The following is a 14121-nucleotide window of genomic DNA, read 5'->3' as shown; positions in this document are numbered from 1 at the left end:
ACGGAGAGGGCGCTATGGCCGTTCCGCGTCGTTCACGGGTGTCGCGGGACGGACTGTCATTCCTCCGCCGAAGTGCCCGATTCGTCCCTCTCGTTCGCCTCTCCGGGGGCCCCGGGATAGCGCACCGGCCACGCGAGATGGGTCATCCGCCGGCGGCCGCGCAGTTGCACCTCGTCACCGAGTTCCCAGTGGCTGCGCTCCTCGTCGTCCGCGAAGTACAGCGCACTCGACGACGCGAGAACCCTGCTCGGGCGCATTTTCGCGAGCTCGGTCAGACGCGATGCCTCGTTGACCGGGTCGCCGATCACCGTGTACTCGAAGCGCTCCGCCGCACCGATGTTGCCGGCCACCGCGAGCCCCGCCGACACGCCGATCCCGACGTCGAGTCCGGTGATCTCGTCCAGGGCGAAACGCAGTTCGCGGGCCGCCGCGAGTGCCGCCGTGGGGGCGTCCGGCCGGTCGAGGGGAGCGCCGAAGATCACCAGCGCGGCGTCGCCCATGAACTTGTTGACGAAACCGTGGTGACGGTCGACCACCTCGACGACGACACGGAAGAATTCGTTGAGCAGTTCGACGACCTCGCTCGGCGGGCGCTCGGCGGCCGTCGCCGTCGAACCCACCATGTCGACGAACAACACCGCGACGTAGCGCGTCTCACCACCGAGTTCGGTGCCGTACTGCAGCGCCCGGCGTGCGACGTCCTCGCCGACGTGCTGACCGAACAACTCCCGCAGACGCCGACGCTCGTCGGACTCCGCCATCATCCGGTTGAAGCCGACCTGCAGGCGTCCGATCTCGCTACCGTCGAACACCTCGACCTGCACTCCCGAGGCGCCGCGCTGCACGCGTTCGATCGCCCAGCGGAGCTGCTTGATCGGGTCGGAGATCTGCGCCGACGTCAGCAGCGACAACACGAGCGCGAGGCCGATCGACGTCACCGCGAGCGCGAGCACGGACAGGGCGAGCGCGTCGGCGTCGAAGTCGGTGTCGGCGCTCAGCTGCGTCACGCACAGCAGCACGATCCCGGCGACCGGCATGAGCGTGCCGAGCCCCCACGTCATGGCCAGGCGCGTGCCGACGCCGGGAGCCATCGTCCGGTCGAAGTTCCCCTCGCTCAGCGCCCGCGCGGCGACCGGTCGCAGGATACGTTCGCCGAGCATGTAGGTGAAACCGAAAGTGCTGGTCGCGGCCATCGCGACGGTGACCGAGACCGCCACCGCGAGCGAGGGCATCTCCTCGGCGGTGAGGAAGACGAAGAGCACGCCGCCGAGCAGCCACAGGCCGAGATGCACGATCGCCTGTCGCAGCGGGGCGTGCAGGGCGGCCATCTGCTCGGCCCGGGTGGGTGGGCCGCCGCGGAGCTGCCACCGGACGACCGAGCGCAGCATGATCGCCGCCGCGCTGAGGCTCACGATGCCGGCGAAGACCAGGTACACGGCGAACACCGCGAAGTTGCGGACCCGATCCGCGATGATGGCGTCGGTCTCGGCGATGGGGATGCCGTACCGGACGAAGGCGAACACGAGCAGGGCCCCGAACAGATTCGACGCGCCCATCGAGACCATGTAGAGCGGCCAACGACTCCGCAACGTGGCGGCGACAGCTCGGTACGACCTCAGCACGACTTCAAATCAAACCACTGTGCGGACGGTCACAGGATGGGGCGGTCACCGTTGGGGGTGTGGAGTGGTTGGATTCACTCGCCCCACCCACGGTGACGAAAGGTGCGAAACGTACACATGAGGCCGTCTCCGACCGGTCCCGATGCGGATGCGCCCCTGTGGCGGGCCGCCCAGGTCTTCCGGCTCGTGACCGTCGCATATGCGGTGGGATCGCAGTTCTCGACCGTCGTGAACTACACCCGTCCGGGCCTGTCGTGGTTCTTCGTCGGGGTGCTCGTGACGTGGTCGCTCGTCTCGGCGGTGCTGCTCTCCCGCGAGGCACGACTGCGGCGCACGGTCACCGTGATGGATCAGATCCTCGCCGTGGCGTTGATGGCGGCGACCCGGCTGGTCGCCGACCACGACTGGTACAGCAACCACCAGACCATGCCCACCACGCTGTGGGTCGCCAACGCCGTGCTGTCGGCTGCGATCCTCGGTGGTCCGCTCACCGGCATCGGCTCGGCGCTGCTGATGTCCGTCGTCAGCGCGGTGGTGCGCGACCAGATCAATCTGGACCTGTGGCGGGACGCGACGGCACCCGTGCTCGTCGCGTGCGGTGTGGCGATGGGATTCGCCACCACCACCGCGCGCAGTGCGCACCGGCAACTCGAGCAGGCCGTGCGCGTGGCAGCGGCCACCGAGGAACGGGACCGACTCGCCCGCCAGGTGCACGACGGTGTCCTGCAGGTGCTCGCGCTCGTGCAGCGGCGCGGAGTCGAGCTGGGCGGTGATGCGGCGGAGCTCGCGGAGCTGGCCCGCGAACAGGAGACCGCGCTGCGGCAGCTGATCTCCGAACAGGACACCGGCGTCGACCGCGGTGGTGAGAACGCCGACCTCACCGCACTCGTCCGGGCTCGGGCCGGGACCGGTGCGACGGTGTCCGCGCCCGCCGACCCGATCATGATCCCGCGGAATCGAGCGGAGGAACTCGCGGCGCTCACGACAGCGGCGCTGTCGAACACGCAACTGCACGCCGGCGCCGGTGCCGCCGCCTACATCCTCCTCGAGGACCTCGGCGACGAGATCGTGCTCAGCATCCGGGACGACGGCGCCGGGATCGCGCCGGGCAGACTCGACGAAGCTCGTGAACAGGGACGCATGGGGGTGTCCAAGTCGATCGTCGGGCGAGCGGAATGGCTCGGCGGTGTCGCACTGCTCGACAGCGACGTAGGCGAAGGAACCGAATGGGAGATCCGGGTACCGAAGGGGGAATGAGTGGCCGAGATCAACGCGGAAGCACACGAGAACACCACGGAGGAACGCGGCACCGTCAGCGTGATGGTGGTCGACGACCATCCGATCTGGCGCAACGCCGTCGGACGTGACCTCGAGGAGGCCGGGTTCATCGTCGTCGCGGAGGCCGACGGTGTCGCGAGCGCCGCGCGTCGTGCCGCGGTCGTCCGCCCCGACGTCGTGCTCATGGACATGGCGATGCCCGACGGCACCGGCACCGAGGCGACCCGCGCGGTGCTCGAGGTCTCCCCGGACAGCCGGGTGCTGGTCCTGTCGGCGTCCTCCGAACGCGACGACGTCCTCGGCGCGGTGAAGGCCGGCGCGTCCGGCTATCTCGTGAAGAGCGCCTCGGTGCACGAACTCGTCGACGCCGTCCTCGCGACCGCGCGGGGACAGGCAGTCTTCACCCCCGGACTGGCCGGGCTCGTGCTCGGCGAGTACCGCCGGATGTCGAACGACGTCGCCGACCGTCGACCTCCACCGACCCTGACCGGTCGGGAGACCGAAGTGCTGCGTCTCGTCGCGAAAGGGCTGTCGGCGAAACAGATCGCCGCGCGGCTGACGCTCAGCCACCGCACGGTGGAGAACCACGTCCAGGCGACACTGCGCAAACTGCAACTTGCCAACCGCGTCGAACTCACCCGCTACGTCATCGAACAGGGCCTCGAATAGCGTCCCGCTCACACCCCTGACGACTTCTGAGGCATACCGATCGTCCCGTTAAGCTCGGGGGCATGGAACCGAGGGATCTGCGGGTGTCGGACGCCGAGCGCGAGCACGTCGGCGAACTTCTGCAGCGGGCGGTCGGGCAGGGAATGCTCTCGCTCGGGGAGTTCACCGAACGGATGGATACCGTCCTCGCGGCCAAGACCCGGGGCGACCTGAACCAGGTGCTCGTCGACCTGCCGGGCATCCAGATCCGACCCGAGTTCCAGGAACAGAACCTGCCGGGCATGTCGCAGTCGCGCTACCCCGCGCCGAGCGCGACCGGCTACCCGGCGTCGAGCGCAGCCGGCTACCCGGCGCCGAGTGCAGCCGCCTACCCCGCGACCGGCCAGGGCGCTCCTCTCGTGATCAAGGGTCGTGTCTCCGGCATCGAACGCAAGGGCCGCTGGCACGTGCCGCCCGCCATCGTCCTCGACACCGTCGCGTCCTCCGTGACCCTCGACTTCACCGAGGCGGTGATGCAGACGCAGGTCGTGCGGATCGACGTGAGCGACTACCTCAGCTCGATCAGTATCGTGCTCCCCGCAGAGGCCACGGCCGACGTCAACGGCGTCGAGAACGTCGCGTCGAGCGTGACGTCGAAGGTGCGCGGCGGAGCGCCGTACGGGCCGTTGCACGTCGTGGTGACGGGCAAGGTCCGCGGCGGGAGCTTCAACGTCACCCATCCGCTGTCCACGCGTCTGCGGAAGTTCTTCAACGGCAGCTGACCCCCGAAACACTCGAGGCGACCCGCTCTGCGGGTCGCCTCGAGTTCGTTCGGGAGGTCAGTCGCGACGCTGCCGGGCGATCAGCTCACTGACGCTGATCGAACGCCCGCTGTCGGGGCCGTGGCGTCCACGGCTCCGCGACTCCGCGTCGTTCTGCTCCGGCTGCGACTCGTCCGCCGGTGCTTCCGGTCGCTCGCCGGCCGGACGGGGCGGCTGCTCCTGACCTCGGGATCGGGAGGGCAGAGGTGGACGAGGACCGCCCTGTGCCGGAGGCTGCACGCCCTGAGCCGGAGGCTGCATGCCCTGTGTGGGCGGTTGCTGAGTGCTCGGCGCGGGCGGACGGGCAGGTGCCTGCGCGGGGGGACGTTGCGCTTCCGGTCCCTGGGGCCGCTGCGATTCCGGTGCCGGGGATCGTTGCGCTCCGGGTGCCGGCGGACGCGGTGCGTCGGATGCGGACGGACGCGGTGCGTCGGATGCAGGCCGAGGACGCTGCGCGGGCGAGTCCCCGCCGGGCGACGTGCGGCGCAACTGCGACAGCCAGTTCTCGATCGCCTGCGGATCCCGTGCACGACCGGTGCCGGATTCGCCCGGGCGCGACGCCTGGGTGCCGGGCAGAGCCTCCGCATCGCCGGGGACGGCCGGCGGGCGGACGAACGACTGTGGCAGCGGCGGCGGAACCTCGCCGCGCCGGCGGCGGGGGAGCGGCGGCACCGACGAAGGCGACGACGGGTCGGAAGCTCCCCGCTGTGTGGCATCGAGCGGACCCCGCTGTGTCGGATCGAGCGGACCCCGCTGTGTCGGATCGAGCGGACCCCGCTGTGTCGGATCGAGCGGACCCCGCTGTGTCGGATCGAGCGGACCCCGCTGTGTCGGATCGAGCGGACCCCGCTGTGTCGGATCGAGCGGACCCCGCTGTGCAGCATCGCGCTGCGGCACCTCGGGGGCACGACGTTCGGGCGTCTCCGGGGCACGACGCTCGGGAAGAGCCGAGCCGTTGCGCTCGTCCACCTGCGGCCGATCCTCCGGGCGACGACGCGGCTCCGGGACCGGACGCGACGGACGTCCCGGACCTGTACCGGGCTGCACCGGACGGCTCGCCGGCGTCGGACGCCCGGCTGCGGGCGGCACCCGTTCGCCGTTGCGAGGAGCAGCAGGCGGACGTCCGGATGCGGGCGCGGCCGGACGGACCGGGGGACGGCCCGGAACCTGGCGTCGCGCCGGCGGCGGCGTGAGATCGCGGAGTTTGCGCTGTTCGGCGGCCGGCCTGGGCGGAGCGATCTTCGGCAGCGGCTGCGTGAGGTCGGAGCCACCCTCGAAGGCACCGGCCGGGAAGCGGTGCGCGCCCGTGGCCGCGACGGTCGCCGGGCCGAACATGCCGACGGTGATGAGTTCGGGAACGTCCTCGGGCATCAGTTCGTCGGCGAGGATGGGCTCGCCCAGGCCGATCTTCTCCTGGATGCGCTTCATCCACGCCGGAGCCCACCAGCAGTCGTCGCCGAGCAGCTTCATCACGGCGGGCACGAGGAACATGCGGATGACGGTCGCGTCGATGATCAGCGCGGCGATCATGCCGAACGCGATGTACTTCATCATCACCAGGTCGGAGAACCCGAAGGCACCGGTGACGACGATGAGGATCAGGGCGGCCGCGGTGATGATGCGACCGGTGTGGGCGGTACCGATCCGGATCGACTCGGTGGTGCTCGCCCCCATCGATCTCGCCTCGACCATTCTGGAGAGCAGGAACACCTCGTAGTCGGTCGACAGGCCGTACACGATCGCGATGATCAGCACGAGCACCGGCGACATGATCGGCCCCGGGGTGAAGTTGAGCAGGTCGGCGCCGTTGCCGTCGATGAAGATCCAGGTGAGGATGCCCAGCGTCGAGCCGAGACCCAGGGCACTCATCAATACGGCCTTCACCGGCAGCACGAGCGAGCCGAACGCCAGGAACATCAGCAACGTCGTCAGCAGCACGACGACCACGACCATCAGCGGCAGGGTGTCGAGCAGGGCCGCGATGGAGTCCTGCTCGATGGCCGGGGTGCCGCCGACGAGCACTTCGACACCCTCGGGCCAGTCGGCCGCGTGCAGGTATTCGATGGTGTCGGCGGACTCGTTGCGGTCGGTCAGACCGGCCTTGAGCACGCGGACGCCGTCCTTGGCGGGGCCGGTGATCGTGAACTTCTCGACGAGACCGGGGGCCTCGCTCGCCGTCGTGATGATCTTGTTGAGATCGCCGCCCTCGGCGCCGCGGACGACGAGCTTGACCGGCTCGGCGCGCTGGCCGGGGAACAGCTCGTCGAAGGTCTCCTGCGCGACGCGCGTGGGGTGCTCGGGCGGCAGGTAGGTCTCGTTGATGCCGCCGAACTTGATGCCGGTCAGCGGCATGATGAGCAGCAGCAGGCCGATGACCGTCGGGATGGTCACCTTCATCGGATTGACCATCACCCAGCGGCACAGGCGGCCGAGGAAACTGTTCTCGACCTGCTCGTTCGACTGGATCTGTCCGAAGCGCTTCATGCCGAACATGTCGATGCGCCTGCCGAGGATGCTCAGGATGGCGGGCAGGATCGTGATCGACAGCAGGGCGGCCAGCGAGACCGCCGAGATCGCGCCGTAGGCGACCGACTTGAGGAAGCCCTGCGGGAACAGCACGAGGCCACCGAGGCTGGTGACCACCATCGTTGCCGAGAACACCACCGTGCGACCTGCGGTGACGACGGTGCGGCGCACCGCCGCCGGGGTGTCGTAGCCCTCGGCGAGTTCCTCACGGAAGCGCGACACCATGAACAGGCCGTAGTCGATCGCCAGACCCAGGCCGATCAGTGAGACGACCGGCGCGACGAACGAGTTGACCTCGGTGAAGTTGGTGATCAACCGGACGATGCCGTTCGCCGCGACGATCGTGAGACCACCGGTGATCAGCGGGAGAGCGGCCGCGACGACGCCGCCGAAGACGAAGAACAGCAGGATGCCGACGGCGGGGATCGCGAGGATCTCCATGCGCTTGATGTCGTTGGCCATCGTGTCGTTCAGCGCGCCGGAGATCGGCTGCAGACCGGCGAGCTGCACGTCGACGCCGTCGATGTAGAACGCGTCCTTGACCTCGCGGAAGTTGCCGGTCAGCTCCGTGTCGTCCTCACCGGCGATGGCGATCGACGCGATCGCGTGCTGGCGCGACGGGTCGGCCAGTGTCGGCAGCGACGGTGCGTTGTCGGTGGGCCAGTACGCGCCGTTGATCTTGAGGATTTCGTCGGGGTGCTCGGCGACCAACGAGTTCAGGCTGTCGGTGATCTTCGCGGAGAACGCGGGATCGTCGACCGTGCTGCCCTCGGGTGCCGTGTACAGGACCAGCACGTCGCCCGCGGTGTCGCGGCCGAAGGTGCCGTCGGCGAGCTTGGCAGCGGCGACGGACTCCGAACCGGGATCGTCCCAGCCGCTCTGGCTGAGGTGATCGTTCAGGCTCAGCCCGTACCCGGCGAGCGCGAGCAACCCCGCGACCATCACCGCAATGACGGTGAAGCGCGCGCGGTAGACGAGCCCTCCCCAACGGTCGAACACGTAAGTCTCCTATTCGGCGACGCTCTTGCGCCCCACCAGGAGAGCAGAAAGCGGTCGGAACGGCTGCAGCCAGGCACCCTCGTCGGGCAGCGATTCCAGGCTGACGCGGGGCAGCGGTTCGCGGAACACACCGGGAATGTCCTCGAGATCGAGGAACTCGATGATCTCGGAGGTCACCGCCCAGCTGGCGTGCTCGCGGAAACCGAGCACCTGGGTCGCGATGCCCTCCTGAGCGAGCCGTTCGAGGGGCTCACGGAACGCCTGCCCGTCGGCGGAGGCCACCATGACACCGGCGAGACCCTCCCGGTGCCTCAGCTCGATGTGGCGCAGCATGTCGGAGTCGACATCGCTGTCCTCGTCGATCTTCGGCTTGGCGAACACCGCGAAGCCCACATTACGCAGGGCCTCGACCCAGGGGCGGACGACGTCCGCGCTGCCGGGTGCGATGTTGGTGAACACCGTGGCCTCGGGTTCGAGGGTGGCGGAGTGCAGACGCGACAGTTCGGCGGTGCGCCCGAGCAACCACCGGCCGAGAGCGTCGAAGCGAGGACGGTAGGCGGCGGTGGGCCGGCCGCCGAGGATCGCGCCGAGGCCCATGTCGAGGTTGGGGGCGTCCCAGACGAGCAGGACCTTACGGACCGGCTCGACGCCGTCGACAGCAGAGGAGTCGGTCACGCCGGGAAGCTCTTCATGGACACTCATGCTCCGATCTTCCCCCAGACGAACTCGTTGATCGCGCTACCCACCTGGTGTGCCTTGTCCTCGAACTTGGTGACGGGGCGTTCGAGGCTGATCGGGGCGGTGCCGGTGAAGCGGGCAAGGCGCGGTTCCGCGTCGCCCACCTCGGCGATGGCCTCGGCGTATTCGGCGTGGTCGGTGGCCACGTGCAGCACTCCGCCGGGCTTCAAACGGTCGGCGATCAGGGCGAACGTCGGGGCCTGCAGGAGCCGGCGCTTGTGGTGACGGGCCTTGGGCCACGGATCCGGGAAGAACACCCGCACGCCGGTGAGCGACTCGGAGGTCAGCATCTTCTCGAGCACCTCGACGGCGTCGCCGCGCAGGATCCGCAGGTTCTCGATCGGCGCGTCGGTGTCATAGGTGCGTTCGACGGCCTGCAGTGTCTGGGCGATGCCGGGCTTGTAGACCTCCACGGCGATGAGGTTCACCTCGGGCTCGGCCGCGGCCATGGCGACCGCGGCGGTTCCCGTTCCGGATCCGATCTCGAGGACGAGCGGCGCGGAGCGGCCGAACCATGCGTCGACGTCGAGCGGTTCGTCGCCCACCTCCTTGCCGAGTTCGGGCCAACGACGGTCCCAGCACTGCTGCTGGGGGTCGGTCAGCGATCCACGGCGGGACCGGAAACTCGTCACCCTGGGGTACAGGCGGTTCCCGCGGGTCGGGCGCTCGTCGAGCGTCTCGGTGGTGTGCTGATCGGCTTCGTTCACCCGTCCATTGTCGCGTATTCCGAGAGTGTGTGGCGGGAGTGACCTGAGTGGCCACAGTGTTTTCTCAGGGAAGCATTCGTTCGGCTGCCCGTCAGCGGTCTCTCTGCGACAATCTCCGCCGACGATCGGGGGATCATGACGGGGGAGTTGTGGCACCACCTCGCCGCGCAGGTCGAACAACTCGATGCGCAGGCAGGGCGGTTGATTCGCAGGGCGCTGGCCGAGCATACGGCCGCGCTGCGGGTGCAGGTCGCGGGGCGGGCGGGGACCGGCCGGGAGAGCGTCGAGACGCAGGTGCGCCGAGTACTGCTCCACAGGCTCGATATCGAGGGTGGGGAAGTAGACGCGGCCGTGGCCGGAGTGGCAGTGGACACCCCGGACGGTCCCGATGCGGTTCTCGACGGCGATCTCGTCGTCTACGTCGTGCCGCGTCGCCTCGACCCGGCCGTCGTCCATCCGGCCGACCGCGCCGCGTCGACGGCCGTCGATCCGCGTCGCGTCGTCCTCGTGGTGCCGGGCGAGACGGATGACGCGGGGTGTGCCCTCGTCGGGCGGGCGATGGGGGTGCCGCCGGATCAGGTGGTCGCGGTCCGTGGCGAGGGGCGGCTCGCGGAACCGCTCGCCATGCGTGCGGTGGTGGCCCGCCGCCTGCGCGACGAGGAACTCGCCCGGGTCGTTGCGGGTATTCCGGCCACCCCGCAGGTGCGCGAACTCGTCGAACGGACCCTCGACCTGGTGGAACGCGACCCGGTGGAGTTCGTCGCCGTAGGGCCGCGGTGACACCGCCGGGAATCGTGGATCCGGCCGACGACGTCCTGCGCCGATGGAACCCGCGAGGATGGAGGGGACTGCACCGGCCGGCCGCGACCGGCGTGCGGGTCGTCGGAGTGCCCGGTTCCGGCGCCGGCACGCTGGCAGCGGAGTTACGGCATCTGGGCGGGATCGACCTCACGGACGACGGCCGCAGTACGAGTCTCACGGACGACGGCCGCGCCGTCACCCTCGTGGTGTTCGATCCGTCGGCGACGATCGGCCGCACCGAACTCGACCTCGTCCGCGCGGTGGCGGCCGAGTCGATCGAGGTGGTCTGTGCGCTGACGGGCATCGACCGTTTCCCCGACTGGCGTGCGGTGCGCGACGCCGACGTCGAGATCCTGCAACGGCACGCATCCTGGCTGCCGTGCGTCGTGGTCCTGCCCGTGAGCGCCGCGGCCGCGCGGAGGGCACGCGAACTCCGGGACGACGCGAGCGAGGCGGTCCGGCAGACCCTGCTCACGGCGTCCGGACTCGTCGAACTGCGGGACGTCCTGGCCGCCACGGTCCGGTCGTCGCACGACCCGCGGCGAGCACGCGCAGCGGTCGTTGCCGCCACCCGGCCGATGATCGCGGAGGAGATCGAGCGACTGAGCGCGGAGGACGAGGAAGGGGACCTGCGTGCGGAACGCTCCCGCCTCACCGCTGCGGCACCACCGGCAACCTCCGGCCCCGACCTGCGCCGGTTGCAGGTGACGCTGTTGCAGGAGGTCGCGGTGCGCGTGCGGTCGGCGTCCACCGCCGCGGTGGAGGTGCTCGAGACCGCGGACGCGGATGCGGTGGTCACGACGATCGACGCCCACGTCGACGACATGTGCGCGCGGCTCGTTGAGGAGACGGCCCGGATCGCACCGGGCACGCCGGCTCCGGAACCCGCGCGCACGTCCCGCCCACCGGAGACCGCGCGGTCGATGGAGGACACGCTGACGGTGGTGTTCGGTGCGTCGGCGGGTGCCGGTCTCGGCAGACTGCTCGTCACCCCGTTCGGCGACCTGCCGGGTTGGATGTCGCTGGTGGTCGCGATCGCGTGCGCGGTCCCGGCAGCCGGATGGCTGATGCGGATCCGCAGGCGCATCGCCTATCGGGACCGGATGCGGCGGTGGATCGCCGACGAGCTCGCGACCGTGCGCGCGGAACTCGACACGTGGATCCGCACCCGCATCCACGAGACGGAACTGCAGTCCACCGCGCTCGCGGTCGCCACCCGCGACCGGCACGCCACCCGCGTGCGGGAACGCGTCGCGGCGATCGACGCGGAGATCACCCGGCGGCGCGGTGAACGACGCGCCCGCATCGCCGCGTGCGAGCGCGACCTGGCGGCACTCGGCCACATCCCGGAACCACGGGGCGTCCGCGTGCGTCCAACCGGATAGGAGCGATCCGGCGGGGGCCGGGTCGGAAAGGGGAGACGATGGCCGAACTCGCCGGCTCGGGTGGTGCACCCCAGCCGTTCACCGATCCGTTCGATCCGTCCGGCTTCGATCCGTCCGAGGTGGCCGCCTGGGCCGACACCCTCGGCCCGACCACGGACCTCGACGGTGACGGCGCCGCCGAGACCGTCGTCGCCGACACCGAACGCTGGGGAGTCGGCGGCGACTGGGGCGACGGCCTGGTAGTGGCCACCGACACCGATCTCGACGGCAGCAGCGACCGCCTGTCGGTGATCGCGGACGACGGCCGCTACGGGGTGTGGGAATACTGTCGTGAGCTCGACGGATCGGGTCGGTGGAGCCGACTGGACACAGGTAGCCTTGAATACGACGTACACCACGGAGAAGAGTCGAAGTGATTCATATCCGGCTGCGCAGCAGGGGGAGGGGACGGTATTGTGCGCAAGTTCTGAATCGTTTCTGTGATATTTCCGACCGGCCCCGAGTGACGCCGGTCGGCATTCCGACGTTAACCTCTATGAAAAGGACATCCGGCGCCTACTTCGTCTGTCCGGCCACGGACGAAGTAGGTGGTACCCCTGCCGAGAGGGGAAAGCCCGGGTCTGCCATCGTCCGCACAGAAAGAACGTGCAGGTCGGCGGCGGGATCCGGTTCCGGGCACACCCCAGGAGAGTTTTGATGACCTCAGCGACCATTCCCGGTTTGAACGGTTCCGACGACAAGCTCCCGACCCAGCATGCCGAGTTGCTTGCCTGGGTCCAGGAGATTGCCGAGCTCACCCAGCCCGATCGCGTCGTATGGGCCGACGGATCCGATGAGGAATGGGACCGTCTCACCTCTCAGCTGGTGGAGGCCGGCACGTTCACGCGTCTGAACGACGAGAAGAAGCCGAACTCGTTCCTGGCGAGCTCCGATCCGTCGGACGTCGCACGTGTCGAGTCGCGCACCTTCATCTGCACCGAGAACGAAATCGACGCCGGCCCGACCAACAACTGGATGGCGCCCGACGAGATGCGCGCCACGATGACCGAGCTGTACCGCGGCAGCATGCGCGGACGCACCCTGTACGTCGTGCCCTTCTGCATGGGCCCGCTCGGTGCGGAGGACCCGAAGCTCGGCGTCGAGCTGACCGACTCGGAGTACGTCGTCGTCTCGATGCGCATCATGACCCGCATGGGCACCGCGGCGCTCGAGAAGCTCGGCACCGACCGCCCGTTCGTCAAGGCACTGCACTCCGTGGGTGCGCCGCTCGAGGCCGGCCAGCAGGATGTCCCGTGGCCGTGCAACGACACGAAGTACATCACCCACTTCCCCGAGACCCGTGAGATCTGGAGCTTCGGCTCCGGCTACGGCGGCAACGCGCTGCTCGGCAAGAAGTGCTACTCGCTGCGTATCGCGTCGGCCATGGCCCACGACGAGGGCTGGCTGGCCGAGCACATGCTGATCCTCAAGCTGATCTCGCCCGAGGACAAGGCGTACTACATCGCCGCGGCGTTCCCGTCGGCCTGCGGTAAGACCAACCTCGCGATGATCCAGCCGACGATCCCGGGCTGGCGTGCCGAGACCCTCGGCGACGACATCGCGTGGATGCGTTTCGGCAAGGACGGCCGCCTCTACGCCGTGAACCCCGAGTTCGGTTTCTTCGGCGTCGCGCCGGGCACCAGCGCCGACTCGAACCCGAACGCGATGGCGACCATCGAGGCCGGCAACACCATCTACACCAACGTCGCGAAGACCGACGACGGCGACGTCTGGTGGGAGGGCATCGGCGGCGAGACCCCGGCGCACCTCACCGACTGGCTGGGCAACGACTGGACCCCCGAGTCCGGCACCAACGCCGCGCACCCGAACTCGCGCTACTGCACCCCGATGTCGCAGTGCCCGATCCTCGCCCCCGAGTGGGACGACCCGCAGGGTGTGCCGATCTCCGCGATCCTGTTCGGTGGCCGCCGCAAGACGACGGTTCCCCTCGTCAGCGAGTCCTTCGACTGGCAGCACGGCACCTTCCTCGGCGCGACCCTGTCGTCCGAGCAGACCGCCGCGGCAGAGGGCAAGGTCGGTAACGTCCGTCGCGACCCGATGGCGATGCTGCCCTTCCTCGGTTACAACGCCGGCGACTACCTGAACCACTGGATCACGCTCGGCAAGAACGCCGACCAGGACAAGCTGCCGAAGATCTTCTACGTCAACTGGTTCCGTCGCGGCGAAGACGGCCGCTTCCTGTGGCCCGGCTTCGGCGAGAACTCGCGCGTGCTCAAGTGGATCGTCGACCGCATCGAGCACAAGGCCGGCGCGCAGTCCACGCCGATCGGCTACGTGCCCACCGCCGCCGACCTCACGCTCGACGGTCTCGATGTCGATCCCGCCGACGTCGACGAGGCCCTGAAGGTCGACGTCGAGGAGTGGAAGTCCGAGATCGACGGCATCGCCGAGTGGTTCGAGTTCCTCGGCGAGAAGGTGCCCTCGGGTATCCGCGACGAGTTCGAGGCCCTCAAGCAGCGCCTGGGCTGATCCCTTACACCACGACGAATGCCGCTCCCGGTTTCCGGGGGCGGCATTCGCCGTCTGCGGGGTGCGC

The 14121-nt window shown here is 69.3% G+C and carries 11 protein-coding genes; 7 read left to right on the top strand and 4 right to left on the bottom strand.

Going from position 1 to position 14121, the window contains the following annotated elements; all coding sequences use genetic code 11:
* Nucleotides 1-56: 56 nt before the first annotated feature.
* A complete protein-coding gene (locus U9J23_RS20675) occupies nucleotides 57-1565 on the bottom strand; it encodes an adenylate/guanylate cyclase domain-containing protein (protein ID WP_059383763.1) in 1509 nt (502 codons plus the stop codon).
* A 174-nt stretch (nucleotides 1566-1739) separates the two neighbouring features.
* Between U9J23_RS20675 and macS the strand changes: the two genes are divergently transcribed.
* The 3 genes from macS (at nucleotide 1740) to U9J23_RS20660 (ending at nucleotide 4330) form a co-directional block, all read left to right on the top strand.
* Entirely contained in the window at nucleotides 1740-2879 is a 1140-nt protein-coding gene (gene macS / locus U9J23_RS20670) for a MacS family sensor histidine kinase (RefSeq protein ID WP_326600173.1), read from the top strand.
* Nucleotides 2880-2942: 63 nt separating this feature from the next.
* Nucleotides 2943-3569, top strand: a complete 627-nt coding sequence (locus tag U9J23_RS20665) for a response regulator (protein ID WP_059383862.1) — start codon at nucleotides 2943-2945, stop codon at nucleotides 3567-3569.
* 62 nt (nucleotides 3570-3631) lie between these two features.
* Nucleotides 3632-4330, top strand: a complete 699-nt coding sequence (locus U9J23_RS20660) for a DUF1707 SHOCT-like domain-containing protein (protein ID WP_085469728.1) — start codon at nucleotides 3632-3634, stop codon at nucleotides 4328-4330.
* A gap of 57 nt (nucleotides 4331-4387) precedes the next feature.
* Here the strand turns inward: U9J23_RS20660 and U9J23_RS20655 are convergent, their stop codons facing one another.
* From U9J23_RS20655 to trmB, 3 genes are read right to left on the bottom strand one after another with little or no spacing between them, the layout of a single operon-like run.
* Complete coding sequence (locus U9J23_RS20655; protein WP_326600170.1) at nucleotides 4388-7894, bottom strand: MMPL family transporter; 3507 nt, start codon at nucleotides 7892-7894, stop codon at nucleotides 4388-4390.
* 9 nt (nucleotides 7895-7903) lie between these two features.
* Nucleotides 7904-8596 carry an NYN domain-containing protein gene (locus U9J23_RS20650; RefSeq protein WP_059383767.1) on the bottom strand — a complete coding sequence of 231 codons (693 nt, stop codon included), beginning with the start codon at nucleotides 8594-8596 and terminating at the stop codon, nucleotides 7904-7906.
* Nucleotides 8593-9339: a tRNA (guanosine(46)-N7)-methyltransferase TrmB gene (trmB, locus tag U9J23_RS20645; RefSeq protein WP_085469730.1), complete on the bottom strand. Its 747-nt coding sequence runs from the start codon at nucleotides 9337-9339 to the stop codon at nucleotides 8593-8595. Before trmB ends, U9J23_RS20650 begins: the two co-directional genes overlap by 4 nt.
* Before the next feature lie 135 nt (nucleotides 9340-9474).
* Here trmB and U9J23_RS20640 point away from each other — a divergent pair, with 135 nt between their 5' ends.
* The 4 genes from U9J23_RS20640 to U9J23_RS20625 all read left to right on the top strand — a co-directional run bounded on the left by U9J23_RS20640 (nucleotide 9475) and on the right by U9J23_RS20625 (nucleotide 14054).
* The gene (locus U9J23_RS20640) at nucleotides 9475-10119 is read left to right on the top strand and encodes a hypothetical protein (RefSeq protein ID WP_326600167.1); all 645 of its coding nucleotides are present in this window, start codon (nucleotides 9475-9477) and stop codon (nucleotides 10117-10119) included.
* Between the two features lie 14 nt (nucleotides 10120-10133).
* Complete coding sequence (locus U9J23_RS20635; protein WP_272268051.1) at nucleotides 10134-11525, top strand: hypothetical protein; 1392 nt, start codon at nucleotides 10134-10136, stop codon at nucleotides 11523-11525.
* A 38-nt stretch (nucleotides 11526-11563) separates the two neighbouring features.
* The gene (locus U9J23_RS20630) at nucleotides 11564-11941 is read left to right on the top strand and encodes a DUF6802 family protein (protein ID WP_272268052.1); all 378 of its coding nucleotides are present in this window, start codon (nucleotides 11564-11566) and stop codon (nucleotides 11939-11941) included.
* A gap of 280 nt (nucleotides 11942-12221) precedes the next feature.
* Nucleotides 12222-14054, top strand: a complete 1833-nt coding sequence (locus tag U9J23_RS20625; RefSeq protein ID WP_059383771.1) for a phosphoenolpyruvate carboxykinase (GTP) — start codon at nucleotides 12222-12224, stop codon at nucleotides 14052-14054.
* The last annotated feature ends 67 nt before the right edge of the window (nucleotides 14055-14121 follow it).

The sequence above is a fragment of the Rhodococcus sp. PD04 genome, assembly GCF_035918275.1.
Lineage (GTDB): Bacteria > Actinomycetota > Actinomycetes > Mycobacteriales > Mycobacteriaceae > Rhodococcus > Rhodococcus rhodochrous.
Note: the sequence above shows the minus strand (reverse complement) of the source record. Positions and strands in the feature narration are given on the sequence as shown.

What these genes read in the sequence shown, in the direction of transcription:
- U9J23_RS20675 (WP_059383763.1), bottom strand. Translation starts at nt 1,565, where the DNA reads ATGGTCTCGATGGGCGCGTCGAATCTGTTCGGGGCCCTGCTCGTGTTC.
- macS (WP_326600173.1), top strand. Translation starts at nt 1,740, where the DNA reads ATGAGGCCGTCTCCGACCGGTCCCGATGCGGATGCGCCCCTGTGGCGG.
- U9J23_RS20665 (WP_059383862.1), top strand. Translation starts at nt 2,943, where the DNA reads ATGGTGGTCGACGACCATCCGATCTGGCGCAACGCCGTCGGACGTGAC.
- U9J23_RS20660 (WP_085469728.1), top strand. Translation starts at nt 3,632, where the DNA reads ATGGAACCGAGGGATCTGCGGGTGTCGGACGCCGAGCGCGAGCACGTC.
- U9J23_RS20650 (WP_059383767.1), bottom strand. Translation starts at nt 8,596, where the DNA reads ATGAGTGTCCATGAAGAGCTTCCCGGCGTGACCGACTCCTCTGCTGTC.
- U9J23_RS20640 (WP_326600167.1), top strand. Translation starts at nt 9,475, where the DNA reads ATGACGGGGGAGTTGTGGCACCACCTCGCCGCGCAGGTCGAACAACTC.
- U9J23_RS20630 (WP_272268052.1), top strand. Translation starts at nt 11,564, where the DNA reads ATGGCCGAACTCGCCGGCTCGGGTGGTGCACCCCAGCCGTTCACCGAT.
- U9J23_RS20625 (WP_059383771.1), top strand. Translation starts at nt 12,222, where the DNA reads ATGACCTCAGCGACCATTCCCGGTTTGAACGGTTCCGACGACAAGCTC.